At 41.5% G+C, this 25,593-nt stretch carries 27 protein-coding genes; 17 read left to right on the top strand and 10 right to left on the bottom strand.

Going from position 1 to position 25,593, the window contains the following annotated elements; genetic code table 11:
* Positions 1 to 163 precede the first annotated feature (163 nt).
* Positions 164 to 820 carry a TetR/AcrR family transcriptional regulator gene (locus tag CAP51_RS06075; RefSeq protein WP_087619814.1) on the bottom strand — a complete coding sequence of 219 codons (657 nt, stop codon included), beginning with the start codon at positions 818 to 820 and terminating at the stop codon, positions 164 to 166.
* A 176-nt stretch (positions 821 to 996) separates the two neighbouring features.
* Between CAP51_RS06075 and CAP51_RS06070 the strand changes: the two genes are divergently transcribed.
* Entirely contained in the window at positions 997 to 1,833 is an 837-nt protein-coding gene (locus CAP51_RS06070; protein ID WP_087619813.1) for an SDR family NAD(P)-dependent oxidoreductase, read from the top strand.
* A 90-nt stretch (positions 1,834 to 1,923) separates the two neighbouring features.
* On the opposite strand, the gene CAP51_RS06065 is transcribed toward CAP51_RS06070, so the two are convergent.
* Both CAP51_RS06065 and argS read right to left on the bottom strand, forming a co-directional pair.
* The gene (locus CAP51_RS06065) at positions 1,924 to 2,556 is read right to left on the bottom strand and encodes an SPOR domain-containing protein (protein WP_087619812.1); all 633 of its coding nucleotides are present in this window, start codon (positions 2,554 to 2,556) and stop codon (positions 1,924 to 1,926) included.
* A 377-nt stretch (positions 2,557 to 2,933) separates the two neighbouring features.
* Positions 2,934 to 4,721, bottom strand: coding sequence for an arginine--tRNA ligase (gene argS / locus CAP51_RS06060; protein ID WP_087619811.1), 1,788 nt, complete (start codon positions 4,719 to 4,721; stop codon positions 2,934 to 2,936).
* A 214-nt stretch (positions 4,722 to 4,935) separates the two neighbouring features.
* On the opposite strand from argS, the gene CAP51_RS06055 reads away from it, so the two are divergent.
* Complete coding sequence (locus CAP51_RS06055) at positions 4,936 to 5,208, top strand: DUF2798 domain-containing protein (protein WP_087619810.1); 273 nt, start codon at positions 4,936 to 4,938, stop codon at positions 5,206 to 5,208.
* Positions 5,209 to 5,394: 186 nt separating this feature from the next.
* Entirely contained in the window at positions 5,395 to 6,618 is a 1,224-nt protein-coding gene (locus CAP51_RS06050; RefSeq protein WP_087619809.1) for a mechanosensitive ion channel family protein, read from the top strand.
* A gap of 204 nt (positions 6,619 to 6,822) precedes the next feature.
* Here the strand turns inward: CAP51_RS06050 and CAP51_RS06045 are convergent, their stop codons facing one another.
* From CAP51_RS06045 to CAP51_RS06035, 3 genes are read right to left on the bottom strand one after another with little or no spacing between them, the layout of a single operon-like run.
* Positions 6,823 to 7,626 carry a metal ABC transporter permease gene (locus CAP51_RS06045; protein ID WP_087619808.1) on the bottom strand — a complete coding sequence of 268 codons (804 nt, stop codon included), beginning with the start codon at positions 7,624 to 7,626 and terminating at the stop codon, positions 6,823 to 6,825.
* Positions 7,627 to 7,629: 3 nt separating this feature from the next.
* A complete protein-coding gene (gene znuC / locus CAP51_RS06040) occupies positions 7,630 to 8,403 on the bottom strand; it encodes a zinc ABC transporter ATP-binding protein ZnuC (RefSeq protein ID WP_087619807.1) in 774 nt (257 codons plus the stop codon).
* Entirely contained in the window at positions 8,394 to 8,900 is a 507-nt protein-coding gene (locus CAP51_RS06035) for a transcriptional repressor (protein WP_087619806.1), read from the bottom strand. Before CAP51_RS06035 ends, znuC begins: the two co-directional genes overlap by 10 nt.
* Positions 8,901 to 9,296: 396 nt before the next feature.
* Between CAP51_RS06035 and CAP51_RS06030 the strand changes: the two genes are divergently transcribed.
* The 10 genes from CAP51_RS06030 to CAP51_RS05985 all read left to right on the top strand — a co-directional run bounded on the left by CAP51_RS06030 (position 9,297) and on the right by CAP51_RS05985 (position 17,501).
* Positions 9,297 to 10,130, top strand: coding sequence for a metal ABC transporter solute-binding protein, Zn/Mn family (locus CAP51_RS06030; RefSeq protein ID WP_425426749.1), 834 nt, complete (start codon positions 9,297 to 9,299; stop codon positions 10,128 to 10,130).
* 202 nt (positions 10,131 to 10,332) lie between these two features.
* Positions 10,333 to 10,725 carry an ATP synthase subunit I gene (locus CAP51_RS06025; RefSeq protein ID WP_087619804.1) on the top strand — a complete coding sequence of 131 codons (393 nt, stop codon included), beginning with the start codon at positions 10,333 to 10,335 and terminating at the stop codon, positions 10,723 to 10,725.
* Between the two features lie 108 nt (positions 10,726 to 10,833).
* Positions 10,834 to 11,709 carry a F0F1 ATP synthase subunit A gene (atpB, locus tag CAP51_RS06020; RefSeq protein ID WP_087619803.1) on the top strand — a complete coding sequence of 292 codons (876 nt, stop codon included), beginning with the start codon at positions 10,834 to 10,836 and terminating at the stop codon, positions 11,707 to 11,709.
* Between the two features lie 82 nt (positions 11,710 to 11,791).
* Positions 11,792 to 12,037 (top strand): F0F1 ATP synthase subunit C, encoded by a 246-nt coding sequence (gene atpE / locus CAP51_RS06015; RefSeq protein WP_000424060.1) that lies wholly within the window; start codon positions 11,792 to 11,794, stop codon positions 12,035 to 12,037.
* A gap of 39 nt (positions 12,038 to 12,076) precedes the next feature.
* Positions 12,077 to 12,547: a F0F1 ATP synthase subunit B gene (locus CAP51_RS06010; protein WP_087619802.1), complete on the top strand. Its 471-nt coding sequence runs from the start codon at positions 12,077 to 12,079 to the stop codon at positions 12,545 to 12,547.
* Positions 12,548 to 12,559: 12 nt separating this feature from the next.
* Positions 12,560 to 13,102 carry a F0F1 ATP synthase subunit delta gene (locus CAP51_RS06005; protein ID WP_087619801.1) on the top strand — a complete coding sequence of 181 codons (543 nt, stop codon included), beginning with the start codon at positions 12,560 to 12,562 and terminating at the stop codon, positions 13,100 to 13,102.
* Positions 13,103 to 13,140: 38 nt separating this feature from the next.
* A complete protein-coding gene (gene atpA, locus CAP51_RS06000) occupies positions 13,141 to 14,685 on the top strand; it encodes a F0F1 ATP synthase subunit alpha (RefSeq protein ID WP_087619800.1) in 1,545 nt (514 codons plus the stop codon).
* Positions 14,686 to 14,759: 74 nt separating this feature from the next.
* A complete protein-coding gene (atpG, locus tag CAP51_RS05995) occupies positions 14,760 to 15,629 on the top strand; it encodes a F0F1 ATP synthase subunit gamma (RefSeq protein WP_087619799.1) in 870 nt (289 codons plus the stop codon).
* A gap of 29 nt (positions 15,630 to 15,658) precedes the next feature.
* The gene (atpD, locus tag CAP51_RS05990) at positions 15,659 to 17,053 is read left to right on the top strand and encodes a F0F1 ATP synthase subunit beta (RefSeq protein WP_087619798.1); all 1,395 of its coding nucleotides are present in this window, start codon (positions 15,659 to 15,661) and stop codon (positions 17,051 to 17,053) included.
* A 28-nt stretch (positions 17,054 to 17,081) separates the two neighbouring features.
* Complete coding sequence (locus CAP51_RS05985) at positions 17,082 to 17,501, top strand: F0F1 ATP synthase subunit epsilon (protein WP_087619797.1); 420 nt, start codon at positions 17,082 to 17,084, stop codon at positions 17,499 to 17,501.
* A 48-nt stretch (positions 17,502 to 17,549) separates the two neighbouring features.
* On the opposite strand, the gene CAP51_RS05980 is transcribed toward CAP51_RS05985, so the two are convergent.
* The 3 genes from CAP51_RS05980 to CAP51_RS05970 all read right to left on the bottom strand — a co-directional run bounded on the left by CAP51_RS05980 (position 17,550) and on the right by CAP51_RS05970 (position 21,296).
* Positions 17,550 to 18,455, bottom strand: coding sequence for a LysR family transcriptional regulator (locus CAP51_RS05980; RefSeq protein WP_087619796.1), 906 nt, complete (start codon positions 18,453 to 18,455; stop codon positions 17,550 to 17,552).
* 319 nt (positions 18,456 to 18,774) lie between these two features.
* Entirely contained in the window at positions 18,775 to 19,941 is a 1,167-nt protein-coding gene (locus tag CAP51_RS05975; RefSeq protein ID WP_087619795.1) for a M20 aminoacylase family protein, read from the bottom strand.
* Positions 19,942 to 19,988: 47 nt separating this feature from the next.
* Positions 19,989 to 21,296, bottom strand: a complete 1,308-nt coding sequence (locus CAP51_RS05970) for an MFS transporter (RefSeq protein ID WP_171294732.1) — start codon at positions 21,294 to 21,296, stop codon at positions 19,989 to 19,991.
* Between the two features lie 155 nt (positions 21,297 to 21,451).
* Between CAP51_RS05970 and CAP51_RS05965 the strand changes: the two genes are divergently transcribed.
* The 3 genes from CAP51_RS05965 to CAP51_RS05955 all read left to right on the top strand — a co-directional run bounded on the left by CAP51_RS05965 (position 21,452) and on the right by CAP51_RS05955 (position 23,819).
* The gene (locus CAP51_RS05965; protein WP_087619793.1) at positions 21,452 to 22,378 is read left to right on the top strand and encodes a LysR family transcriptional regulator; all 927 of its coding nucleotides are present in this window, start codon (positions 21,452 to 21,454) and stop codon (positions 22,376 to 22,378) included.
* Positions 22,379 to 22,466: 88 nt separating this feature from the next.
* Positions 22,467 to 23,408: a pirin family protein gene (locus tag CAP51_RS05960; protein ID WP_087619792.1), complete on the top strand. Its 942-nt coding sequence runs from the start codon at positions 22,467 to 22,469 to the stop codon at positions 23,406 to 23,408.
* 9 nt (positions 23,409 to 23,417) lie between these two features.
* Positions 23,418 to 23,819, top strand: a complete 402-nt coding sequence (locus tag CAP51_RS05955) for an OsmC family protein (RefSeq protein ID WP_087619791.1) — start codon at positions 23,418 to 23,420, stop codon at positions 23,817 to 23,819.
* Positions 23,820 to 23,844: 25 nt separating this feature from the next.
* On the opposite strand, the gene ybaK is transcribed toward CAP51_RS05955, so the two are convergent.
* Positions 23,845 to 24,312 (bottom strand): Cys-tRNA(Pro) deacylase, encoded by a 468-nt coding sequence (ybaK, locus tag CAP51_RS05950; protein WP_087619790.1) that lies wholly within the window; start codon positions 24,310 to 24,312, stop codon positions 23,845 to 23,847.
* 206 nt (positions 24,313 to 24,518) lie between these two features.
* Here ybaK and cysK point away from each other — a divergent pair, with 206 nt between their 5' ends.
* The gene (gene cysK / locus CAP51_RS05945) at positions 24,519 to 25,517 is read left to right on the top strand and encodes a cysteine synthase A (RefSeq protein WP_087619789.1); all 999 of its coding nucleotides are present in this window, start codon (positions 24,519 to 24,521) and stop codon (positions 25,515 to 25,517) included.
* Positions 25,518 to 25,593: the final 76 nt, after the last annotated feature.

The raw sequence follows: 25,593 nt of genomic DNA, 5'->3' as shown, positions 1-25,593 counted from the left end.
GTAAGAACCCTATTTATAGTTTGGCTTTCGCCTTTTTGTTTATGACAGGTCTATTACAAAGGTAGAATATGACAATATTATTGCAGTGTCATGGATTTGTGACGGATTTTGACAGAATTATGTAATCAAACAATTCTCATTGCCCATTTTTGTGATGGTTTACTTATTTCTTCTTGTTTAAGAAAGATAAAATTCCACGATAAGCCAGACAGCTTGCCGATAACACTTCTGCAAAGGGTTGTTTAAACCCACCGACTACCCAGCGCATTGCAATTTGGGTGACATAACCATTTAACCCGGTTGCGATTAGTGAGGCTTCGGATTTATTTTTAAGCTGTTCGGGGAAAATCAGGGTAATAATATTAAAAATGGTTTGGTCAAACCGAGTAAAGGATTCATAGATGGTATCGCCATGTAATTCTTGTACCAGTACAGCATCAATAAATAAAATTCGGGCAATACGCGGATCATCTTTAAGGGTTTTAAGTAAAACGGTTAATCCGGCTTCAATCATTTGTTCATGATCGGGTGCAGCCTGCATCACTGCTTGCACAATATTTTTTTGCAAATCACTAATTAGTTGTAAATAAACGACTTTAAATAATTCTTCGCTACGTTTAAATGACTCGTAAAAATAGCGTTCAGTCAGTTTTGCCTCGTGACAGATGTCCTTAATGGTGACAGAAAAGAAGCCATGCGTACCATAGGACTGTAAACCTGCATCGATAAATTTTTCACGGCGAATTTGTTTGCGTTCTTCTAATGTGAGTCCCTTGAATTGGCGTGAAGCAGTTTTGGTCTTACTCGTACTTGCAGTCATCGACACGATTACCTGGAAAAATTAAATATATATTTAATTATATAAGAATAAACTGCCCGTAATGAATAATATATTGACAATATGTATTGTCAAAAACTATAGTACAGTTGTCAATATGGAAAACAACAATTCCTCATCCAGAATATCAAATGGACAGGTTATTAAAAGGTGGATCAATGAAAAGTTTTAATCAAAAAGTTGCAGCCATTACGGGTGCGGGTTCTGGTATTGGACAGCAACTTGCGATTGCGCTGGCAAAACAGGGCTGTCATCTCTCATTAAGTGATGTGAATGAAAAAGGTCTGGCGGATACAGTAGAGCAGACCAAATCCTACGGTGTGCGTGTCACCAGTAAAAAGGTTGATGTTGCGGATCGTGAGCAGGTGAAAACATGGGCTGCGGAAACCGCACAAAATCATGGCAGTATCAATTTAATTTTTAATAATGCAGGTGTTGCACTGGGCGCAACAGTGGAAGGGGAAACCTACGACGAACTGGAATGGATCATGAATATCAATTTCTGGGGCGTAGTGTATGGTACAAAAGAATTTTTACCGTATCTGAAACAGAGTAAAGATGGCCATATTATTAATATTTCCAGTCTATTTGGTCTGATTTCACAACCTACCCAGTCTGCCTACAATGCCAGTAAATTTGCTGTACGTGGCTTTACCGAATCCTTGCGCCAAGAACTGGATCTAGAAAAATCCGGCGTCAGTGCGACTTGTGTGCATCCTGGTGGTATTCGTACCAATATTGCCAAAGCAGCAAAAATGAGTGATAGCCTCAAGTCTTTGGGGATGGATCCGAATAAATCGATACAATCTTTTGACAAATTATTGCGTACCCCACCAGAAGAAGCCGCACAGGTGATTTTAAATGCAGTAAAAGCAAATAAACCTCGTGTTTTAATTGGTAATGATGCCAAAGTACTTGATGGTTTACAGCGTATTCTGCCAACAGGTTATCAGACCCTTTCCCGTTTAGGTGCAAAGTTTACACAAAAGTTGTAACGCTTGCATAAGATTAACCGGGCAAAAGCCCGGTTTTTTATGACAATAATTTAAATTAAAGCCCGCAATGATTAATCATTTAAATAGGTCTTAAGATGCGGGTTGTTTGACAATAATAGAATCAATACCGCCATTTTGCAGCGTTTGCTGAGCAATACGGGCAGATTCCTGGCTATCATATGGTCCGGAAATGACCCGATACCAGACTTTATTGCCTTCGTTGGTCATGATGACTTCGGCAGATAAACCATTGAGTACGATTTCTGCACGGCGAGCATCAGCAAAGTCGGGATCTTCATAACTACGCACCTGCAAAATGTAGCGAGGAGGAAGCGGAATTTTGGCAGCTTGATAACTTTCATCAAAAGGATCATTGACCTGTGAGCTATTGCTGGTTGTTTTTGCAGCGGGTGCTTCTACTACAACTACAGGTTGTTGATTCTGGTGTTCTGGTACGGCTTGATCGGGGATAGGTGTCACTTGCTGCTGGGGTAAAAGATCATAAAATTTATAATCTTTATTGGTGTCCTGATCTACCTTTGCCACTGGTTGCCCGGGCGTGGAGGTTGTGACGGGTCGCCATGGATTCCATAATGACAAGAATATTGCTACACATAGGCCTGCCAACACAAAAACAATAAGCCATAACCATGAAGGGATGGCTCTTGATGTTGTTGCTGTTTTAGGGCGTTCTGAAACACCTCTAGGCGCTCTGCCAAACACGAGTATTCCTCTTTTATTTTGACCGTTGTGGTTTTATATCGTCAATTCTTTCATTACGCTGTGTTGTCGCATCTGCGAGACGTGCAATATAAGCATGAATCTTAATCTATCTTGCAGTGCGATGAAACAGTATTGCCAAGCTTTTTACATATTTACCTTGATAGTATTGTAAACATGCCAAACAATGTTTGCTTAAATGACATGACAACCTTAAGCATAGCTTGCGGTCTTGCGACCATGCAAAGCAATGTTTTGCTTACATGGCACCTTAAGCATAGCTTTTGGTCTTGCGACGATGTGTGAAACAATGCTTTGTTTAACATGTTCCACCTTAAACAAAGTTTAAGGTCTTGCGGCCATGCAAAACAATGTTTTGCTTACATGGCCTCAGGAGCTGACACGCCAAGTAAGGTCAAACCATTTTTAATCACTTGTTTGATATTGGCTGCTAATAATAAACGGGCCTGAGTCAGTTCCACATCATCACTGAACACTTTGTTGTCGTTATACCAACCGTGGAACAATGCAGCAAGTTCTTTTAGATAGTTTCCAACTTGATGTGGTTCATAGGCATTGGCGGCACGAATAATGATTTCCGGATAGGCTGCCAGTTTTGCCAAAAGCTCAGTTTCTGCATCTAGCACTAAGCGACCAGCAAACTGACGAGCTTGTGCCGAATCAAATTGATTGTTGGCATGGGCTTTTTCTAGCATACGACAAATACGTGCATGTGCATATTGAATATAATACACAGCATTATCTTTGCTTTGTGAAACAGCGAGATCCAGATCAAAATCGATATGTTGTTCAGATTTACGCATCACATAATAAAAGCGCGCAGCATCGTTACCAACTTCATGACGTAATTCACGCAAGGTGACAAACTGGCCTGAGCGGGAGGACATCTGGATCATCTCTCCGCCACGCCACAAGGAAACAAATTGCACCAGCAACACGGTAAGTTTTGATGAGTCGTAGCCCATCGCGTCAATAGCTGCTTTTACCCGTGCGATATAACCGTGGTGGTCCGAACCCCAGATGTCGACAATATGGGTATAACCTCGTTGTAATTTGTCGAGGTGGTAGGCAATATCGGAAGCAAAGTAGGTGGTTTGACCGTTACGACGCTTGACTACACGATCTTTTTCATCGCCAAATTCGGTTGATTTGAACCAGATATTACCATCTTGTTCATAGAGATAACCGCGATCTTGTAGCGTATTTAAGGCTTCATCAATCTTTTGTGTTAATGATGCTTCGCTAAACCATTGGTTAAATGTCACGCCAAATTCGGCAAGGTCATCTTTAATATCATCAAGAATAGCGTTTAAAGCAGCTTGATGGAAAACACGATACCCTTCACCTAGCAATTGTTGTGCATTGGCAATCAAACCATCAATATGCTTTTCTTTATCACCAGATAAAACGATTTTGTCGCCATTGGCATCTGGTTCGGCAGCATATTGCACATCTTCGGGAACATTGTTATAGACATCAGCCACATTTTTAACATAGCGATCGGCATCTTGATCAATAATGCTTTGTGCAATGTCTTTGACATAATCACCCTGATAGGCATTTTTTGGGAAAACCAGTGTTTGGCCTAGTAATTCCAAATAGCGTAAATAGGTAGAAGTGGCCAGAATATCCATTTGACGGCCAGCATCGTTGACATAGTATTCACGTTCAACTGTCGCGCCTGTGGCTTCAAATAAATTGGCAACTGTCATACCATAGGCTGCACCACGACCATGACCAACATGCAGGCTGGACGTTGGATTGGCAGAGACAAATTCAACCTGAATTTTTTGTGCAGCGTTGACCTGGCTTTGTCCGTAATGATGTTGTTGTGTTGCGATTTGATCAAGTACAGCAAAGCGTTGATCTGCATTTAAAAAGAAATTAATAAAACCCGGTCCTGCGATTTCAGCTTTACTGATTTCGGCGACAGTGGGTAAATGGGCTAGAAATTTTTCGGCAAGCTCACGTGGCTTTAAACCGGCTGCTTTGGCAGCAACCATGGCAATATTGGAAGCAAAGTCACCATGACTACGGTCTTTGGTCCGAGTGAGGACACTGTTATTCGTCCAGTCTGGTGGAAGAATACCTTGCGCTTGTAGTGTTTGGACTGTTTGAGAAAGTGCTTGTTGAATTGCCGTGTTCATAACCAATCGGGACATTGCTTAAAAGAAAGTAAATATAGCAAATTATGCCGATCAAGGGGAGTATTAAGGCTGGATTGATGGCAGAGAATGGCGTTTTTTCCAGATATATGCAATGCGATGGTCATGTGCTATGAAATAAATCCGTGAAGACTGCATATTCTTTAGCACTTTTCTCGTAAAATAAGGTTCAGAATAAAAGAGGTTGTTTAAGATTATGGGTCAAAAATCACCCTATATTTTTGCTAAGGTCAAGAAATTGCCATTCAAATACGTCAATTTTGTTTTACCTTTGATCTTATCATGTTTGATGAGTGGCATTATTTCCTTTGTCAATATTGTGCATCATATGGGCTGGGTAGAAGGTTTGTTTCAGATCTGGTTATCAAGCTGGCTATTTTCATGGGGTGTTGCCTTCCCCACGGTATTGATTTTATTGCCTATCGTACGACGTATTACCGCCTGTTTTGTCGATGTGTCGATTCATTAAATCTGCTTAATTTGCCTTATTGTTTGTTGGTGCATGGTTTCCCGATGACTTTGGCTTGTGCTGAGGTTAATGTGTTTATTTGTTGATATTTTTTATTTTTATGTCAGTTGTGATTAGAAATACATATTGTTCTTTTACCATGATAATCAATCTGTTTTGAGGAGTATGTAGATTTTGAATGAAATAATGATAAAAGTTGGGGCGTGGATTGATCAATATCCGTGGTTGGATATGTTAAGTTCATTGTCCATTTTGCTATTGATTGCATTTATTTCTTATTTTATTACCAAAAAAATAGTTGTTGCGGGGTTAAGGCGTTTAATTTCAAAATTACCTTTTGCCAATAATGATATTTTTGCCCATCACAGTGTGATTCGGCGGGTTGCCAATATTGTGCCTGCACTGGTGATTCTTAATGGGATCGTCAGTATTCCGCATTTGTCGGACAAATTTGTTCAGTTGATTCAAATGGCTGCACAGGCATGGATTTTCCTCACCATTGCATTATCAATTGCAGAAATCTTAAATATTTTTAATCTGATTTATCAACGTAATCCAAAATCGCATAATAAACCGATCAAAGGTTATTTGCAGTTGGTAAAGCTGATTATTTTTATTGTCTGCGGCTTAATGATTCTGGGTACATTTCTAAAGAAAGATGTATTTACCCTGTTGGCAGGCTTTGGTGCTATGGCAGCAGTATTGATGTTGGTGTTTCAGAATACGATTTTGTCGCTGGTTGCCAGTGTACAGATTTCTTCTTATGACATGATTCGTATTGGTGACTGGATCGAAATGCCAAGTCTGGGGGCAGATGGTGATGTGATTGATATGTCCTTGCATACTGTTACCGTGCAGAATTTTGATAAAACCTATACCACTATTCCAACCAATCGACTGGTGACAGATACCTTTAAAAACTGGCGTGGTATGGCAGATTCGGGCCGCCGCCGTATCAAACGTTCGATTTTTATTGATCAAAGTAGTGTGCATTTTTTATCTGATCAAGAGTTAAGTAAACTCAAGCATTTTCTTATGCTGGAGAAATATCTTGATGAGAAAAGTCATGAATTGCTGGAATGGAATCAGCAAGTGAAAGAAAGTGTTAATCAGCGTCGGTTAACCAATCTTGGGACGTTCCGCGCATATATTTTACATTACTTGCGTCATCATCCTGGTATTGCACAGGATCAAAGTATTGTGGTGCGTCAGTTGCAGCCTACAGCAGAGGGTTTACCACTCGAAGTCTGGGCATTTACCAATACCACCAATTGGGCACAATATGAAAATACCCAATCGGATATTTTTGATCATTTGTTGGCAATTATTGGCGAATTTGGTTTGCGTACCTATCAGGCACCCTCAGGTGCGGATTTTAGTCACTGGCTTGAGCGACAAAGTCAGGAATAACAGCAATTAAAGTAATCACCGACATGACATGCTGTATAGATAATGCAGCATGTCATGGATTTAAATAAGATAATCAAGCGTGTTGCTTTCTTTATCCTTGCTTTTAAACAAGCAGTTGCTTTGTACAGAAAACAAATATTTCATTGATTCTTTTCTTCTAAAATGACATAAATACTCAAATAATCATTCCGAAAAAATCAGGTTTTAGTGACGTATACCTTTAAATTTTTGCAGAGTAAAAATCAATGCAAACAAGAATGACATCATAATCACAATGCACAAACCTGTCGCCAGATCTAGCCATGCACTTCCCCATAGTCCCAAAGAAATACAAATCTCGGCACAGATAAAAGCCCAGAATACCATTTGTTTAGGTGAGTGAGAGAGGAGGCGGGCTGTCAGTGCAGGAATGACCAGTAATGCGCCCATTAATAATGAACCAACGGCTTTTAAGGCCAATACGGTAAATAATGCCAGCACCACCATAAAAATAAGACGATGTACCCCAGCACGAATGCCTTCACTTTGTGCAATATCTTCGGCTATTGCCAGACGTAATTGTGCATGCCATGTACGCCAGAGTATGGCAGCACCAATAATAACTGCCAGTACCAAGGCAGGTAAATTTTCCCAAGTGACAGTGAGCAGATCGCCAAATAGATAGCTCATGATTTCCGGGCGTAAGGTGGGTAAATGCTGAATAACCAATAAGCCACTGCATAATAAAGTGGCCGAACACAATGCCAGCAATGCATCATTGGGCAAGCGCCGATCATGCAAAAACCAGAGTAATGCAACCAAAAGTGCAGCCAGACAACAGACGCCAAGCCATAGCGGTAACTGGAGTAATCCTGCCAGTGCTACACCAAGTAAAGTGCCATGCGCCATGGTATCTGCAAAGAACGACATACGACGCCATAACATCAGACAACCTAGCGGTGCAGTCAATAATGGCAAAATACAGCCCATAAACCATGCTGGACCAAGTAAGATTAACCATTCCATCATGATTTATGGCTCCACTTCTGGATGAATATGTGGATGTGCCAGATGATCACAAGGTTCGGCATGATCACCGTGAGCACAATGGTTATGATGATGTTGATATGGCACGCGATGTCCAAACATCGCCAGATATTCCGGATGTTTTTGAATATTTTCTGGTGTGCCTGTACAACAAATATGATGATTTAGACAGATGACACGTTGTGTACCTTGCATAACCCATTGCAGGTCATGCGAGACAATTAATATGGCACAGCCCAGTTGTTCCGGTAATGTACGCACATAGGCATATAATTCTTCTTCAGACTGGATATCCAGTCCTTGCATCGGTTCATCAAGGACCAACAACTGAGGTTTTCGCAATAATGCTCGGGCGAGCAGAACGCGTTGTCGTTCTCCCCCTGACAGACTTTGTACTGACGAATCTTGAAGCTTGCCAATTCCGGTGTCCTGAATAATACGTGTTTTATATGTTTGGTCACAAGGTTCCAGTGCCAGTAAATCTTTGACTCGAATTGGTAAACTTGGGGAAGGATTGAATTTTTGCGGGACGTAAGCCAAACGTAGATTTGGCTGCTGAATCACCTCACCCTGTGAAGGTCGTTCGATACCTAATAATACTTTAATTAAAGTAGACTTGCCTGCGCCATTAGGACCAATCAAGGTCATGATTTCCTGCGGATAAATGTCCATATCAATTTTGGAGAGAATGGATCTCTGCTCAAGCGATAGACTGACCTGTTTCAGTTGAACTAAAGGTGCATGCGTCGTTATTGACATTTTTGGCAAATTCCGGAGATTTCAATAATGCTATGTTTGGCTTTGAATTTTCCCTGTGTTGCAATCTGTGCCAGTTCGTCAAATAAATTGTTTGCCGAGGTTTCCTTGACGGTATGGCATTTTTGACAAATCAAAAATGCAGCCTGATGACCCTCACGTGGATGGCAGCAGGGAATAAAGGCATTAATTGAGGTCAGACGATGGACTAAACCCTGTTCCAGTAAAAAATCCAGTGTACGGTAAACCGTTGGTGGTGCAGCGGGCCGTTCACTTTTGCCCTTGAGTTTGGCAAGCAGGTCATAAGCACCAATCGGTGCATTTGCGGCTAGAATCAAGCCTAAAACTTCTTTTCTTAACGGTGTCAGGCGCGCACCTTCGAGCGCACAGATTTGTTCTGCTTCCTGTAAACGATCGCTAATACTGCCATGATCATGTACACCATGTAGACTATCATCATGTGTATTGCCATCATGCTGTGTATGTGAGCATAAAGTCATGATCAAGTGATCCTATTAAAAATAATCAGCTATTTTAGCATGTAACATGGGTCTGTTGACACTTCATAAATGGATTACGTTGTCAGCTAAAATTTCTTCAGACTAGGCACAAAGCGAAGACAATGGTTATTCCCTTGTCAAGCTTTGTAACGACGTATGGGGGAATTTTAGTGACAACCCTTCGGGACAGGGGCGTTTTTTGATGCTACGTCGTTATGAATAGTTCATTTAGAATAACTAAATCTCACTATTCATGCCTAGTATCACCTAAAAAACGACCACTGGCGTAACCATAGACGAAATGTCAATAGACCCTAATAAATAAATGAGCACAATAGTATTAAAAGTAGCACAATGTTATATTATAACGCTAGTCTTGCTTTGGATTTTAAACTCGTGCGATATTTTTTTGCTGTGTTACTGATTTTGAGTCTGCCTCAATTGTCATTTGCCAAGGGTTTGGTGGTCTCTACCTATCCATTATTTCTGATTGCTCAGGAAGTTACCGCTGGTATTGAGCAACCCACTTTATTGCTGACACAGCATCAAACCGGACATGATGCACAGCTTACACCGAAAACCCGTCAATCTATACAAGACGCAGATCTGATCGTGTGGTTGGGTAAACAGCATGAAGTACCTTTGCAAAGTGCATTGGAAGGTAAAAAAAATGCGATTTCCATTCTTGAAAGTAATATTGTTAAAACATTGCCGCAACGCGATGTAAAAGGCAATGTTCTGGAAACTGATAGCATTGATACCCACGTCTGGTTGGAACCCAATAATGCAGTTAGAATCGCTTTTTTCATTGCAGCATTGAGATCGCAGCAGGAACCACAAGCAAAAGCACAGTATTTTCAAAATGCAAAAGACTTTTCCAAAAAAATGTACGATGCCACCAATATTACCATTAAGGGCACACAAGAGCGTAATTACTGGGCTTATCACGATGCCTATCAATATCTAGAACGGTCTTTACAATTAAAATTTGCTGGATCGTTGAGCTCAGATCATGACTTGGCACCGACAATTACCCAGATTAAATATTTGACCACACATCGTCCACAGACACAGATGTGTTTATTGGCCGAATATCATGCCGATCAATCCCTTATTCAGCGTTTGCAACCAGTAAAAATTGTCGCGGTTGACGAATCGATGGCGGAACAAAAAGATTTTGTTACAGCTTGGCTAAAATTAGCCAATTCAATTCAGCAATGTTTTCGCTAAGGGACAGTAAACTGTTTTTGTAAATGATGTGACTGCATGTTCATTACTACATTAGTCGAAGCAGAACGGTTTTTGGCGAATTTTATCGGTACTTTTTCGGATAAAGATTGCATGTTTAGGGGTGTAACTCTATAATGCCTGCGATTAAAAACAATCATTCGCATACTTTATCCAAGAAAATCTGGAAGCAGATGGGAAATAAATGAGTCGAACTTATCGCTTAGTTGATAGACGATTAGCAAAGGCTTTACTCGTTTTTCAAGTCATCATGATTCCAGTCGCAGCAGTATTGGCTTGGCTAATACAAGATGCGGTAGCCGCAAAAAGTGCAGCTTTGGGGGCGTTGGTATATTGGCTGGCAAGCAGTTATTTTGCATGGCAGGCATTTAAATCTTCTGGTGCAAGAGCATCCCGACAGATTTTAAGCAATATGTACCTTGGGCTAATGGGTAAGTTTGTCATTGTGGTTGTTGGGTTGATTTTGATTTTAAGCTGTGTTTCACCAGTGAATATGGTGGCAGTGATCGGTGGTTTTTTGCTTATCCAAGCAATGTCCTGGGTCGCACCTTTTTGGCTGGCTAGACATAAAGCTTAAATATGCGTTGTGCATAATATTGAAAGATTTTCACAAAGAGTTGATGTCGTGCAGCATGAGCATCAAATTTCTCTTTAAATAGTAATTTACATTGACCAGGTGTGATTTATGGCTGCTGAAGAACATGCCCTTACTTCGACCGAGTATATCAAGCATCACTTGACCAACCTGACCTATGGCAAAATGCCAGATGGTTCATGGAAACTGGCCGAGACTGCTGATGAAGCTCAACAGATGGGGTTCACTGCAATTCACTTGGATTCAATGGGTTGGTCAATCGGTCTTGGGATCATTTTCTGTGTGTTATTCTGGATTGTTGCTAAAGCTGCCAATACTGGCGTGCCAACAAAATTCCAGTCTGCAATCGAAATGATTATCGAGTTTGTTGACTCAAGTGTTCGCGATACCTTCCATGGTAAATCACGTTTAATTGCTCCGCTTGCCCTGACGATTTTTGTCTGGGTATTTTTGATGAACCTGATGGACTTAATTCCAGTTGACTGGATTCCATATTTGGCGCAACAAATCGGTGCAAGTGTATTTGGTATGGACCCTCATCACGTTTACTTTAAAATTGTGCCATCTACAGATCCAAACATTACTTTAGGTATGTCTTTATCTGTATTTGCCCTGATTTTATTCTATAGTTTCCGTGAAAAAGGTGTTGCCGGGTTCGTTGGTGAACTTGCGCTTAATCCATTTAATCCGAAAAACCCAGTGCTTAAAGCATTGCTCATTCCAGTAAACTTGATCTTAGAATTGGTTACTTTCTTGGCGCGTCCAATTTCATTGGCACTGCGACTTTTTGGTAACATGTATGCGGGCGAATTGATCTTTATCTTGATCGCTTTATTACCGTTCTGGATCCAATGGGCGTTGTCTGTGCCTTGGGCGATTTTCCATATTCTTGTAATTACATTGCAAGCCTTCATTTTCATGATGTTAACCATCGTGTACTTGAGTATGGCAAGCGAAAAACATTAATGGTAATGCCTGGCAGCATAATGTTGTCAGGCACAATTTTTAGTTTAAATATGGGTATAACCTAACCTTTGAGGAATTTTTCATGGAACTCACTTTAGGTCTAGTTGCAATTGCATCTGCTATCTTGATCGCTTTCGGTGCTTTAGGTACTGCGATTGGTTTTGGTTTGTTGGGCGGTCGTTTCCTAGAAGCTGTTGCACGTCAACCAGAATTAGCGCCACAACTTCAAACGCGTATGTTCTTAATCGCGGGTCTTCTTGATGCTGTACCTATGATCGGTGTTGGTATTGGCTTGTTCTTCATCTTCGCTAATCCATTTGTAGGTTAATCGGCTTCATTCCTAAAACTATCTTTGAGGAATAGCTAAATGAATATCAACCTCACATTGATTGGCCAAGCGATTGCATTTGCACTCTTTGTTGCATTCTGCATGAAATTCGTTTGGCCGCCACTAATCAATGCGATTAGTGAGCGTCAGCGTAAAATTGCTGATGGCTTAAATGCTGCTGAAAAAGCGAAAGCAGACCTTGCTGATGCGCAAGCGCAAGTTAAGCAAGAAATTGATGCAGCAAAAGCACAAGCGGCACAATTGATCGAAAATGCCAACCGTCGTGCAGCACAGCTTATTGAAGAAGCACGTGTACAAGCTGCTGCGGAAGGTGAACGTATTCGTCAACAAGCTCAAGAAGCTGTTGGCAATGAGATCAACCAAGCCCGCGAAGCCCTACGTCAACAAGTTGCTGCCTTGGCAGTTGAAGGTGCGGAGAAAATCCTCACTCAACAAGTTGATCAACAAGCTCATGCTGTCATGCTTGAACAGCTGGCTGCGAAACTTTAAGCGAGGCGAAATATGGCTGAACTCTTGACGTTGGCACGCCCGTACGCCAAAGCAGCATTTGCTTATGCTTCTGAGCAAGGTGCGATTGACTCTTGGTCAAACGTATTAAGCCTGCTCAGTGCAACGGTGCAAGATGAAGCATTTTCCGCTTATATCAATCGCCCTGAGTTGACACCTGTAGAAAAAGTGAAAGCTTTTGTACAGGTACTGGGTGCAGAACAAACGACTGTAGCAATTTCAAATTATTTGGCCTTGCTTGCAGATAATGATCGTTTGGCACTGTTACCTGATATCTCAGAAGAGTATGAACTACTCAAAGCACAGAATAATCATACTGTAGACGTTGTGATTGAATCAGCATTTCCTTTAACTGCTGAACAAGAACAAAAACTTGCAGAGCGTTTAACACAGCGCTTTAACAGCAAAGTCAATGTTACGGTAGAAGTCAACTCCGACTTAATTGCTGGAGTGGTGATTCGTGCAGGCGATCAAGTGATAGATGATTCTGCGCTGAACAAGCTTGAAAAAATGCGGACTCGTCTTCTTGCGCAATAAAGAAGACTGAACATACAAAGAATTGAGGTAATAGCGCAATGCAACAACTGAATCCATCCGAGATCAGTGCGCTCATTAAACAGCGTATCAGCGATCTGGACACCAGCGCGACCGCAAAAAATGAGGGTACCATCGTTATGGTATCTGACGGTATCGTGCGTATTCACGGTCTGGCAGATGCCATGTATGGTGAAATGATCGAATTTGAAGGCGGCTTATACGGTATGGCACTGAACCTTGAACAGGATTCAGTGGGTGCTGTGGTTTTAGGTAGCTACTTAGGTCTTCAAGAAGGTCAAAAAGCGAGCTGTACTGGTCGTGTATTAGAAGTTCCAGTGGGTCCTGAACTTTTAGGTCGTGTTGTCGATGCTTTGGGTAATCCAATCGATGGCAAAGGTCCACTAAATGCAAAATTAACCGACAAGGTTGAAAAAGTTGCACCTGGCGTAATTTGGCGTCAAGGTGTAGATCAACCTGTACAAACTGGTTATAAATCAGTTGATACCATGATCCCTGTTGGTCGTGGTCAACGTGAATTAATCATCGGTGACCGTCAAACTGGTAAAACAGCAATGGCGATCGATGCGATTATTGCCCAAAAAAATTCCGGCATTAAATGTGTATACGTGGCGATTGGTCAGAAACAATCAACGATTGCCAACGTAGTACGTAAGCTGGAAGAAACCGGTGCAATGGCATATACCACTGTTGTTGCAGCCGCTGCTGCTGATCCTGCTGCAATGCAGTATCTGGCACCATATTCTGGCTGTACTATGGGTGAATACTTCCGTGACCGCGGTGAAGATGCGTTAATCATTTATGATGACTTGTCTAAACAGGCTGTTGCTTATCGTCAAATTTCCCTGTTGCTTCGTCGTCCACCAGGTCGTGAAGCATATCCAGGTGACGTATTCTATCTTCACTCACGTCTACTTGAACGTGCTTCTCGTGTATCTGCGGATTATGTTGAGAAGTTCACAAATGGTGAAGTGACTGGTCAAACAGGTTCTTTAACTGCATTGCCAATCATCGAAACGCAAGCGGGTGACGTATCTGCATTCGTACCAACGAACGTAATTTCGATTACCGATGGTCAGATCTTCTTGGAAACTTCATTATTCAACGCGGGTATCCGTCCTGCTGTAAACGCAGGTATTTCGGTATCTCGTGTGGGTGGTGCTGCACAAACCAAGATCATCAAAAAATTGGCAGGTGGTATCCGTACCGCGCTTGCACAATATCGTGAATTGGCTGCATTTGCGCAGTTTGCTTCTGACCTTGATGAAGCAACACGTAAGCAACTTGAACACGGTCAACGTGTGACTGAGTTGATGAAGCAGAAACAATATGCGCCGTATTCAATTGCTGACCAAGCGGTTTCAGTTTACGCATCTAACGAAGGCTACATGGCTGATGTTCCTGTGAACAAGATTGTAGATTTTGATGCTGCGTTAATTGCATATTTCCGCTCTGAAAAAGCTGCATTAATGCAAAATATCGATGAAACTGGTGATTATAACAAAGACATCGAAGCAGAAATTAAAGCAGGTATTGAGAGCTTCAAAGCGACTCAGGCTTACTAATTGTTAAGAGTAAGTTTGTTTCACGGATCAACCTTCGAAAGCTCGAAAGGGCTTTCGATGATTAGGTTAAGCGTATGGCAAATTTAAAAGAAATTCGAGCCAAAGTAGCAAGTATCAAAAGTACGCAGAAGATTACGCGTGCGATGCAGATGGTTGCTGCTTCAAAAATGCGTCGTGCGCAAGAGCGCATGGCTCAGGGCCGTCCGTATGCCGAAAATATGCACCGTGTAATTGCTCACTTGGTTCAAGCGAATCCTGAATACAAACACCGCTATATGATCGATCGTCCAGTCAAACGTGTGGGTTATATCATCGTTTCATCAGATCGTGGTCTTGCAGGTGGTTTGAACATTAACTTGTTCAAAAAAGTAATTCAGCATGTCCAGCAGCAACGTGAGCAGTCAATTGAAGTTCAATTTGCTTTAATTGGTCAAAAAGCGGTTTCGTTTTTTAAAAACTACGGCGGTAAAGTGCTAGGGGCAACAACACAGCTTGGTGATACACCAGATGTGGAACAGTTGACAGGTTCTGTGCAGGTGATGCTAGATGCTTATGATAAAGGCGAGTTGGATCGTATTTATCTGGTATCAAACAGCTTTATTAACGCCATGACACAAAAACCGCAAGTTGAGCAACTTGTGCCTTTGGCTCCAGCTAACGACAGCGAAGATCTCCACCGTCAATATGGTTGGGATTATATTTACGAACCTGAGGCAGAAGAATTGCTGAACGGTTTGTTGGTTCGCTATATCGAGTCTATGGTTTATCAGGGCGTGATTGAAAATATCGCCTGTGAGCAATCTGCACGTATGGTCGCAATGAAAGCTGCGACAGATAACGCAGGTCAGCTGATTAAAGACCTACAGCTCATTTACAACAAGCTGCGTCAAGCCGCGATTACTCAGGAAATTTCCGAGATCGTTGGCGGTGCCGCTGCCGTTTAACATTATTAGTTTGAATTGAGGAGACAGCAATGAGTAGCGGTCGTATCATTCAGATCATCGGCGCGGTTATCGACGTCGAGTTTGAACGTAATAGCGTTCCAAAGATCTATGACGCTCTCCATGTTGATGGTACTGAAACGACGTTGGAAGTTCAGCAACAACTTGGTGATGGTGTTGTACGTACTATCGCAATGGGTTCTACAGAAGGTCTTAAACGTGGCCTTCCTGTAAGTGATTCTGGTGCGCCAATCTCTGTACCAGTTGGTACAGGTACATTGGGTCGTATCATGGATGTTCTTGGACGTCCAATTGATGAAGCTGGTCCAATTGATAGCAATACAACTTGGGCGATTCACCGTCAGGCACCTTCATATGCAGAACAAGCGGGTTCAACTGAACTACTTGAAACTGGGATTAAAGTAATCGACTTACTTTGCCCGTTTGCAAAAGGTGGTAAAGTAGGTCTGTTCGGTGGTGCCGGTGTTGGTAAAACCGTAAACATGATGGAATTGATCAACAACATCGCAAAAGCACACAGTGGTTTATCTGTGTTCGCTGGTGTTGGTGAGCGTACCCGTGAAGGGAACGACTTCTATCATGAGATGAAAGATTCCAACGTACTTGACAAAGTTGCGATGGTTTACGGTCAGATGAACGAGCCACCAGGTAACCGTTTACGTGTTGCTTTGACTGGTTTGACCATGGCTGAGTACTTCCGTGACGAAAAAGATGAAAATGGTAAAGGTCGTGACGTATTATTATTCGTCGACAACATCTACCGTTATACATTGGCAGGTACAGAAGTATCAGCACTGTTAGGTCGTATGCCATCTGCGGTAGGTTATCAGCCTACACTTGCTGAAGAAATGGGTGTTCTACAAGAACGTATTACTTCAACCAAGTCTGGTTCGATTACCTCTATCCAAGCGGTATATGTACCAGCCGATGACTTGACTGACCCATCACCAGCAACAACATTCGCCCACTTGGACGCAACTGTTGTATTAAGCCGTGATATCGCATCAAGCGGTATTTATCCAGCGATTGACCCACTTGATTCGACTTCACGTCAATTGGATCCTTTGGTTGTTGGTTCTGAGCATTATGATATTGCACGTTCTGTACAGAATGTATTGCAACGTTATAAAGAGCTTAAAGACATCATCGCGATTCTGGGTATGGACGAATTGGCTGAAGAAGACAAACTGGTTGTTTACCGTGCGCGTAAAATCCAGCGTTTCTTCTCACAACCGTTCCACGTTGCTGAAGTATTTACTGGTGCACCTGGTAAATATGTACCACTTAAAGAAACGATTCGTGGCTTTAAAGGTATCTTGGCTGGTGAATACGATCACCTTCCAGAACAAGCGTTCTATATGGTGGGTAGTATTGACGAAGCGATTGCTAAAGCCGAGAAGCTGTAATTAGCAACTCTAATTAGGAGGCTATCTCATGGCGACTATGCAATGTGATGTCGTAAGTGTTAAAGAGTCAATTTACTCTGGACAAGTTACGATGCTGATCGCAAAAGGTGCAGGCGGTGAACTGGGTATTTTACCCGGTCACGCACCGCTGGTAACCTTGTTACAACCTGGACCGATTCGTGTTCAGCTTGCCAACGGTACAGAAGAAATTGTCTATGTATCTGGTGGTGTGTTAGAAGTACAACCGAATGTTGTGACTGTACTTGCGGATACCGCAATTCGTGCAGACAACTTGGACGAAGCAGCAATTCTTGAAGCACGTAAAAATGCGGAAAACTTGTTGGCGAACCAGAAAAATGAGGTTGATACTGCGGCTGCTCTTGCTTCTCTTTCCGAGATTGCAGGTCAGCTTGAAACCATCCGTAAAATTAAAAATCGTGCATTGTAAGTCAATGTCATGATTGAAGAGGCCACCGTAAGGTGGCTTTTTTATGGGCTATGGTTTCCAGATTGATTTAGTCTGTAACATCTGAACCAATTCTTCTACATAGGGATCAAGATCGGAGTCTTGTTTCCATATACATTTTACCTCAGACATTAAGGTATTCTGTTCTAGACTTAACAATTTCACCTGAGGCGGTAGAATCGACTGAAATTCCAGCGGTACAATGCAAATGCCAAGATTGGCTGCAACCAATTGCAGTTGTGAGATTTTTCTTGATTGAATACTGGCTTTCTTAGGAAAAAAACCTCTGGATAAGCACAAATTAGAAACCAGATAGCTTAATCCGCCACGTTCGGCATGCGGTGTCGATACAAATAATTCATCTTTTAAATCCTCGATTTTAATTTTTTGTAAGGTGTCAAATTTTGCATGGACAGTATTGATGGCTAAATATAAGGGTTGATGATAAAGACACTCTGAATGGATCTGTTGCATATGATGCAATACAGGTGGCCGAATCATGCCAATATCTATTTGATGATGTAGTAGTGCCTGAATTTGTTGTTCCGAAGAGAGCGTATTGAGTTCAATCTGTATCTGATATTTTTTGCTGATGTAATCTAGTGCTTGGATTTTCGTCTGATCCATTATTACACTACTCGAATGTGCAATTTTAATTACGCGATGAATTCCTTGGGCAATGTGTTGTGAGGATTGAATAATGTCCTGCATGCCACTGAGATGAATTTTGATGTTTTGATAAAAATACTGTCCTGTAGGTGTCAGTTGCATATTTTTCTGACTGCGGTCAAAAATTTCAAATCCGACTTCCTGTTCTAATAATTTCATCTGACGGCTTAATGCAGATTGAGCAATATATAATTTTTCTGAAGCAGCAATAAAGCCATTTTCTTCAACAATCTTGATTAAATACTGCAATTGTTTGAGTGTAGGCATATTGATCTTAAAATTAGATTGATTATGTATTTTTCTATATTAGATGAGATGAATCGTTTTGCCTAGACTATATTAATCATATTGGATTGAGAGTAAGCATGATGCATCATTATAAACAGGCAGGCTGGATAATATTACTGATACTTGTGGTGGGTCTTGCAATTTTTTATGATAAAAACGTATTAAAGATAAATACTAATGCACAGAAAGAAACCATTCTTTATGCAGATTAAAGAGATTTAAGTCTGGGTGAATGGTGCTAGGCGGATAAGTACGTCCTGAGTACTAAAGCGCACTTAGGACGTAAAGTTAAAGGTACTTAATCAGATAAATAAGCTTCTGTCAGCGCTACCCAGAAAGCCCCTCCGGTTGCCAGATTTTCATCGTTGAAGTCATAATGATCATTATGTAAATCTGCGGATTCACCATTGCCGATGAAAAAATAAGAGCCTGCACAGGCCTGAGTCATAAAGGCAAAATCTTCACTAAAAGTGAAAGGTTTGCTCAGTTCTAGCACCGCATCTGGCCCAAGAAGTTGTTCCGCAACCTGCTGTGCAAAAGCTGTTTTTTCAGCATCATTGACGACTGATGGATGATTACGCCAATATTCTATCTCGGCATGTGCACCGAAAACAGCACATTGATGATGAACAATATCTTTAATTCGTTGTTCCAGTAAATCCCTTACATCTGGACTATAACTACGAATACTCAGACGTAATTCAGCGTTGTCTGCGATGATATTATAGGCATCGCCCGAATGCAGACTACCAATACTAATGACACCTGCTTCCAGAGGATCAATATTTCTAGAAACAATAGTCTGTAATGCTGTCACAATATGCGCTGCTGTGACGATTGGGTCTATGACTTTATGTGGTTTTGCACCATGACCACTTTTTCCATGGATAACAATTCTGGCACGATCAGAAGCTGCAGTGGCAACTCCAGGTATAAAGCACAGTTTACCTAGGGCAATACCAGGCACATTATGGAAGGCATAAATGGCTTCACAAGGAAAACGTTCAAACAGCTTTTCTTCTATCATACGACGGCCACCTCCCAGTCCCTCTTCAGCAGGCTGGAAAATTAAACGTACGGTACCAGAAAAATTTTTATGCTCTGCCAGATATTTTGCAGCGGTAAGCAATGACGTGGTATGACCATCATGCCCACACGCATGCATTACACCGTCATTTTGACTGGTATAATGACATCCTGATTGCTCTATAATGGGTAAGGCATCCATATCTGCTCTTAAACCAATGGTTTTTTTACCATTGCCGGCTGTCAGATTTGCGACTATACCAGTACCAGCAATATTGGTCACCACATCATATCCCCAGTCCCTCAGTTTTTTCGCAACAAGCTGACTGGTATTTTTTTCCTGAAATCCCAATTCAGGGTGAGCATGTAGACTATGGCGAATTTCAATCATTTCAGGTAGAAACTGTTGAATACCTGAAATGATTTTTGCCTTGTTCATATTGTAACTCCAATGTAGCAAAGATCGTAATACATCATTTGTGATAGTTATTGTGTGGCTTTCTTAAATACTTTAGTGGAAGCAAGCAAGGCAATAATACTGATGAATGCTGCAAACATAATGTAATAAGAAATGGCACGGTTATCGCCCGTAATACTAATCAGGGCAGTAGCAATGGCGGGAGAGAATCCACCAAAAATTGTGACGGCAATGTTATAGGACAGTGCAATACCAGATGAGCGAAAAGCAGTTGGATAAAGTTCCGATAACATGGCAGAAGCAGGTGCTGTATATAGCAGCATTAAAATGGCATAAAACAACTGCTGGAAGATGAGTACCCAAGTAGTAGGATAACTGGATAATAGCCAAAAAGAAGGATAAGCTGAAATCAGAATTGCCAAAGCAGATCCGAGCATAATTGGCTTTCTACCAATACGGTCAGACCATGCCCCAACAAGAGGGCAAAATAAAAGGACAATACCCACCACAATCATGCCCAGATAAGGTGATGAAAGTTCCATATGAAGGTTCTTTACTGCATAGGTGGGCATGAAAGAACTGGCAGTTTTACTGGTAACAGTCCAGATCATGACAATACCAATACCGAGTAACAGGGCTGCACCATTACTACGGATAAGCGTCATAAAAGGTACATGTTCCTTGTTATCTTTTTTCTTTTCTTCAATAAAGACAGAAGATTCCTTGATATGGCGACGAATAAAGAAACCTACTGGTGCGACCAGAATACCGAAAGCAAAAGCCAATCGCCAGCCCCATTCCATGACTTGTTCAGGTGTAAAGGACAATGTAATTAACCAGCCAACTAAACCTGCAACTAGAAATGCACCAGTTTGACTGACTTGTTGCCATGCAGCATATTGACCACGTTTGTGTTTAGGTGCCGATTCAATCAGGATGGAAAGCGCACTGCCAATTTCACCACCAGCAGAGATGCCTTGAATCAAGCGGGCAATTACAATAATAATAGGGGCTAACAGACCGATTTGTTCATAGGTCGGACAAAAAGTGATGATGGCCATACTGACAGCCATTAACATCATGGTTAATGATAAAGCGGCTTTTCGACCGACACGATCAGAATATGCACCTAAAATGGCTGCACCTAAAGGACGTGTTAAAAAACCGGCAGCAAAAGTTACGAAAGTAAGGAGTAAAGAAACGCTTTCATTTGCTGTAGGAAAGAAATGGTGCGAAATTGCATATGCAAATAAAGTATATGCACCAAGATCATACCATTCCAGTGCTCCACCAATTACGGCTGCACCAATAAGTTTCTTCGGAACCTTGTCTTCTATTGGCTGCGCTGTAGTGATGTCCTGTTCATTCATTGTCATATACCGATCCTGATAGATATTCCCTAAAATTTTCCCCATCATAATGAAATACAGTACTTGCATAAAAATATTAATTTTCTATCACTGCTATAGAAAAAAAGTATGGCTAGAGGCTGGAAATAATTCTAAGATAAGCGTTATACAGGAGAGATACTGTGATTGACCTAAAGAAAATTATCTATTTTCAAGCTGTTGCCCAATATGGCAGTATTTCTGAAGCCGCTCGGCATCTTTTTATTGTACAGCCTGCGTTAAGTCGACAAATTCATGATCTGGAGACTTTTTTGGGAGTGGAGTTATTTACACGTCGTTCTCGTGGTATTGAATTGACCCCTGCAGGGGAGCAGTTTCTTCTGGATGCACCATACATTTTAAGTACCTTGGAACAGGCAAGAAGTAATGCCAAGCGCGCTGGTGGTATTTCGGAAGTTCTCCACATTGGCATCGCTCCAACTTATACATGGAATCCTGCAATTACTAAAATTATTAGTTTATTTCAGAAAAAATATAAAAATATTCAATTGATTATAGAACCTACGCTGGCAGTGAGTCAGTCAGAAAAGCTCAGCGAAGGTGTACTGGATGCGGGATTTATGGCATGGCGAACCAAAGCTGATAAAACTAAAATAGGTATTCCATTGTTGAAATGCCGATTATTGATTGCCTGTGCTGCTGGAGGAAAAATTGAGAGTATTGCACGTAAATCTTTACATGGCCTACAGCAGGAGAATTGTATTTTTTTTCCACGGGAACAATCTCCAGAATTTTATGATTTTACTTTTATGCAATGTGCCAAAGCCAATTTTGAACCTAAAATCATGGAAACTGTTTCCGACTTTAATTCTGCTTTAGGTCTGGCGGCCTCTGATCTGGGCTATACTATTATTTCCAGCGCATCGCGTTTTAATTGTCCTCGCAATATTACTTTGATTGAGTATCCGGAACTGGCGGAAATTTATGATTTGGAATTTGTTTATCGTAAGCCGATCCAAAAAGAGAGCGTCAATGATCTGATTAGATTTATCAGCAAATTCTTGAATAAGAATGTACGGATGGAAGATACTTTTTATCTGAATGAATAAAAATAATGCAATCCTATACTTTTTTATTTTTGGTCGGCTGTTAGCATGGACTTAAGTATACTTTGTAAAAAGATATAAATGTTTATGAATGAGAAGAATAAACAAAAGACTCACCACTTTAAATAACCCTATGGATCAAGATGCAATGATGAATGAAATTAAACTACGGCAGGCTGAAATCGGTCATGGCACCATCATTAAACGGGCTTTACCCAGTCGTGAAAAACGTATGATTGGTGCTTGGTGCTTTCTTGATCATGCTGGTCCGGTTGAGTTTCCGGCAGGTGATGGATTAGATATTGGCCCGCACCCGCATATTGGTTTGCAGACCTTTACCTGGATGATTGATGGTACCGTCATGCATATGGATAGTTTGGGCAGTGAACAGTTGATTCGGCCAAAACAGGTCAATTTAATGACGGCTGGTTATGGCATTTCGCATACCGAAGTTGCGCCAGTGACCGAAACCCGCATGCATACTGCCCAGTTTTGGATTGCCTTACCTGATGATCAACGCAATATGCCACCACGCTTTGATCATTATCCAGTGTTGCCTACCCTTCAGAAAGATGGTGCCTGTATCACGATACTGGTTGGAGATTATTTAGAGCAAAGCTCTCCCGTCGAAGTCTATAGTGCATTGCTTGCACTGGATATAGAAGCAGTTGATGATGTGGACGTAGTACTTGAACTGAATCCGCAATTTGAATATGGGGTGTTGGTACTGGATCATCAGGCAGTGATCAATGGTCATGAGTTGACTCAGGAAAATATGTTGGTGATTGATACCACACATGACAATCTACATCTACAAATGCAAAAAGGTAGTCGTATTTTATTGATTGGCGGCGAACCTTTTGACAGTGAGATTTTATTATGGTGGAATCTGGTGGCACGGAGTACTGAAGAAATTAAAACTGCACGGGAGCAGTGGATTAATCATGACGCTCGCTTTGGTGATATTCCCAAGTATCTTGGCGATCGTTTAGTTGCACCCGTTATGCCCGAGAAAATGAAAGCATCAAAATAAGGATTAAAGATGGCGATTATTGCAACGACACATATTTCAAGTTTAGCCGAACCTTGGGCTGGTCAATTAAGTAGTGGTCGGCATCAATATTTAACTGATAAACCCGAGCAATTCGGTGGCAAAGATCAAGGACCTGCGCCTTATGATTATTTGCTTGCCGCATTGGCAGCCTGTACCATGATTACATTACGGATGTATGCACAACATAAAGGATGGGATTATGGACATTTTAGCATTGAACTCAATTTTCATACCGATCAGACGGGTGAAGAGTGGATTTCAAGGACGCTTCGTTTTGATCGGGATTTAGATGAGATCAGTAAAGCAAAAATTTTAGAGATTTGCCAAAAGACTCCTGTGACAAAAACTTTATTGCGTGGTACACGTATCGATACACAGATTTTGGCATGATGTGAACCGGTTATCATTTTAAATTTTACTGATCAATCACATCCACAAATTTTGCATTTAATACCGTGGCAAGATCCTGCGGCGCAATACCAATGTCTAGGCCACGTTTACCACCACTGACATACATTTTTGCTAAGGTTTGTGCATGGCTGTCAATGATGGTCGTTAGGCGTTTCTTTTGCCCAAGTGGACTAATACCGCCCACCAGATAGCCGGTCAATCGCTCGGCATCATGCAGGTCAGCCATGCTTAATTTTTTACAACCAAAGGCATGCGCAGCTTTTTTCAGATTCAGCTGAAATGCAACAGGCAATACCGCAACATAGTGATTTTTGCCATCGGTCACCAGTAGGGTTTTAAAGGTTTCTTCCGGGCTTAAGCCCAATTTTTCTACTGCTTCCAGACCAAAATTATGATTGTTAGGATCATGCTCATATTCATGGATAGAATAGTCAATTTTCTTTGATTTAAGCAGTTTACAGGCAGGAGTCATGATAAAAAGAAATAGCCAGAGAATGCTTTATGATAAAACAAATGGCTAGATATAAACTAGCAGTCTGATGGAAAAAATTATTTTTGCGGGATCAGGCGGATCATTACACAATTGCTAAATTTTATCCTGTGAAATGATTAGGGTAGCATGATAAAAATGTTCTATTATCATGAAGTGAATAACTTTATTAAATTTAAGGATATAACATGGCAACAGATCAACAATTTCCTACACCAGAAAACTTGGGTATCGCAGCGTATAGTAATAATGCAGAAGCCATTGGTAATACACCTCTGGTTCGAATCAATCGTATTATCCAAGGGCAAGCGAATGTCTTTGCAAAAATAGAAAGTCGTAATCCTGCATTTTCGGTGAAATGCCGTGTCGGTGCAGCATTGATTGCCGATGCTGAAAAACGTGGTGTATTAAAGCCCGGTATGCATATTGTTGAACCGACCAGTGGCAATACCGGTATTGCGCTGGCATTTGTTGCAGCGGCAAAAGGTTATCCGATTACCTTGACCATGCCAGCCAGTATGAGTATTGAGCGTCGTAAAGTGCTTAAAGCTTTTGGTGCCAATCTGATTTTGACTGAACCTGCCAAAGGCATGAAAGGTGCATTGGATGAAGCACAGCGTTTGGCAACTGAACATCCTGATACTTATTTCTTGCCACAACAATTTGAAAATCCGGCCAATCCTCAAATTCATCAGGATACAACAGGACCGGAAATCTGGGCAGCAACACAGGGACAAGTCGATATTCTGGTGGCAGGTGTCGGCACCGGCGGTACCATTACCGGAATTTCCCGATATTTCGAGCACAGTAAACAACAGCCGATTTATTCTGTGGCCGTTGAACCCGCTGAATCGCCGATCATTAGTCAGGCCAAACGTGGTGAAGATTTGACACCCGGACCACATAAAATTCAGGGTATCGGAGCAAACTTTATTCCAAAGAATCTGGATTTGGACCTTGTCGATGAAGTGATTGCGGTCAAAGGTGATGATGCTGTTGAATGGGCACGTAAATCTGCCACACAAGAAGGTATTTTAGTCGGCATTTCCAGTGGTGCAGCCTTGGCCGCAGCGGCAATATTGGCAGCACGTCCGGAGAATGCTGGTAAAAATATTGTGGTGATTCTACCAGATAGTGGTGAGCGTTATTTATCGACAGTCCTGTTTGAAGGAATTCTGGATGATTAATGTCTGTTTTAGGATTTAAGAACTGTATCTAGCCAACTGAACCACAGCTTAAAAGGGAGTCCGCTCCCTTTTTTAT

The organism is Acinetobacter populi, assembly GCF_002174125.1.
GTDB lineage: Bacteria > Pseudomonadota > Gammaproteobacteria > Pseudomonadales > Moraxellaceae > Acinetobacter > Acinetobacter populi.
The sequence above is the reverse complement of the archived record's forward strand: the minus strand, read 5'-3'. Positions and strand labels throughout refer to the sequence as shown.

Excerpts from the sequence above, each read along its gene's own strand:
- CAP51_RS06035 (WP_087619806.1), bottom strand. The coding sequence starts at position 8,900 with ATGACTTTATGCTCACATACACAGCATGATGGCAATACACATGATGAT.
- atpE (WP_000424060.1), top strand. The coding sequence starts at position 11,792 with ATGGAACTCACTTTAGGTCTAGTTGCAATTGCATCTGCTATCTTGATC.
- CAP51_RS05980 (WP_087619796.1), bottom strand. The coding sequence starts at position 18,455 with ATGCCTACACTCAAACAATTGCAGTATTTAATCAAGATTGTTGAAGAA.
- znuC (WP_087619807.1), bottom strand. The coding sequence starts at position 8,403 with ATGTCAATAACGACGCATGCACCTTTAGTTCAACTGAAACAGGTCAGT.
- atpD (WP_087619798.1), top strand. The coding sequence starts at position 15,659 with ATGAGTAGCGGTCGTATCATTCAGATCATCGGCGCGGTTATCGACGTC.
- CAP51_RS05985 (WP_087619797.1), top strand. The coding sequence starts at position 17,082 with ATGGCGACTATGCAATGTGATGTCGTAAGTGTTAAAGAGTCAATTTAC.
- CAP51_RS05960 (WP_087619792.1), top strand. The coding sequence starts at position 22,467 with ATGAGAAGAATAAACAAAAGACTCACCACTTTAAATAACCCTATGGAT.
- CAP51_RS06055 (WP_087619810.1), top strand. The coding sequence starts at position 4,936 with ATGGGTCAAAAATCACCCTATATTTTTGCTAAGGTCAAGAAATTGCCA.
- CAP51_RS06025 (WP_087619804.1), top strand. The coding sequence starts at position 10,333 with ATGAGTCGAACTTATCGCTTAGTTGATAGACGATTAGCAAAGGCTTTA.
- cysK (WP_087619789.1), top strand. The coding sequence starts at position 24,519 with ATGGCAACAGATCAACAATTTCCTACACCAGAAAACTTGGGTATCGCA.
- CAP51_RS05975 (WP_087619795.1), bottom strand. The coding sequence starts at position 19,941 with ATGAACAAGGCAAAAATCATTTCAGGTATTCAACAGTTTCTACCTGAA.
- CAP51_RS06070 (WP_087619813.1), top strand. The coding sequence starts at position 997 with ATGAAAAGTTTTAATCAAAAAGTTGCAGCCATTACGGGTGCGGGTTCT.
- atpG (WP_087619799.1), top strand. The coding sequence starts at position 14,760 with ATGGCAAATTTAAAAGAAATTCGAGCCAAAGTAGCAAGTATCAAAAGT.
- CAP51_RS05970 (WP_171294732.1), bottom strand. The coding sequence starts at position 21,296 with ATGACAATGAATGAACAGGACATCACTACAGCGCAGCCAATAGAAGAC.
- CAP51_RS06050 (WP_087619809.1), top strand. The coding sequence starts at position 5,395 with ATGATAAAAGTTGGGGCGTGGATTGATCAATATCCGTGGTTGGATATG.
- ybaK (WP_087619790.1), bottom strand. The coding sequence starts at position 24,312 with ATGACTCCTGCCTGTAAACTGCTTAAATCAAAGAAAATTGACTATTCT.
- CAP51_RS06005 (WP_087619801.1), top strand. The coding sequence starts at position 12,560 with ATGGCTGAACTCTTGACGTTGGCACGCCCGTACGCCAAAGCAGCATTT.
- CAP51_RS05955 (WP_087619791.1), top strand. The coding sequence starts at position 23,418 with ATGGCGATTATTGCAACGACACATATTTCAAGTTTAGCCGAACCTTGG.
- argS (WP_087619811.1), bottom strand. The coding sequence starts at position 4,721 with ATGAACACGGCAATTCAACAAGCACTTTCTCAAACAGTCCAAACACTA.
- CAP51_RS06010 (WP_087619802.1), top strand. The coding sequence starts at position 12,077 with ATGAATATCAACCTCACATTGATTGGCCAAGCGATTGCATTTGCACTC.
- atpA (WP_087619800.1), top strand. The coding sequence starts at position 13,141 with ATGCAACAACTGAATCCATCCGAGATCAGTGCGCTCATTAAACAGCGT.
- CAP51_RS06045 (WP_087619808.1), bottom strand. The coding sequence starts at position 7,626 with ATGATGGAATGGTTAATCTTACTTGGTCCAGCATGGTTTATGGGCTGT.
- CAP51_RS06075 (WP_087619814.1), bottom strand. The coding sequence starts at position 820 with ATGACTGCAAGTACGAGTAAGACCAAAACTGCTTCACGCCAATTCAAG.
- atpB (WP_087619803.1), top strand. The coding sequence starts at position 10,834 with ATGGCTGCTGAAGAACATGCCCTTACTTCGACCGAGTATATCAAGCAT.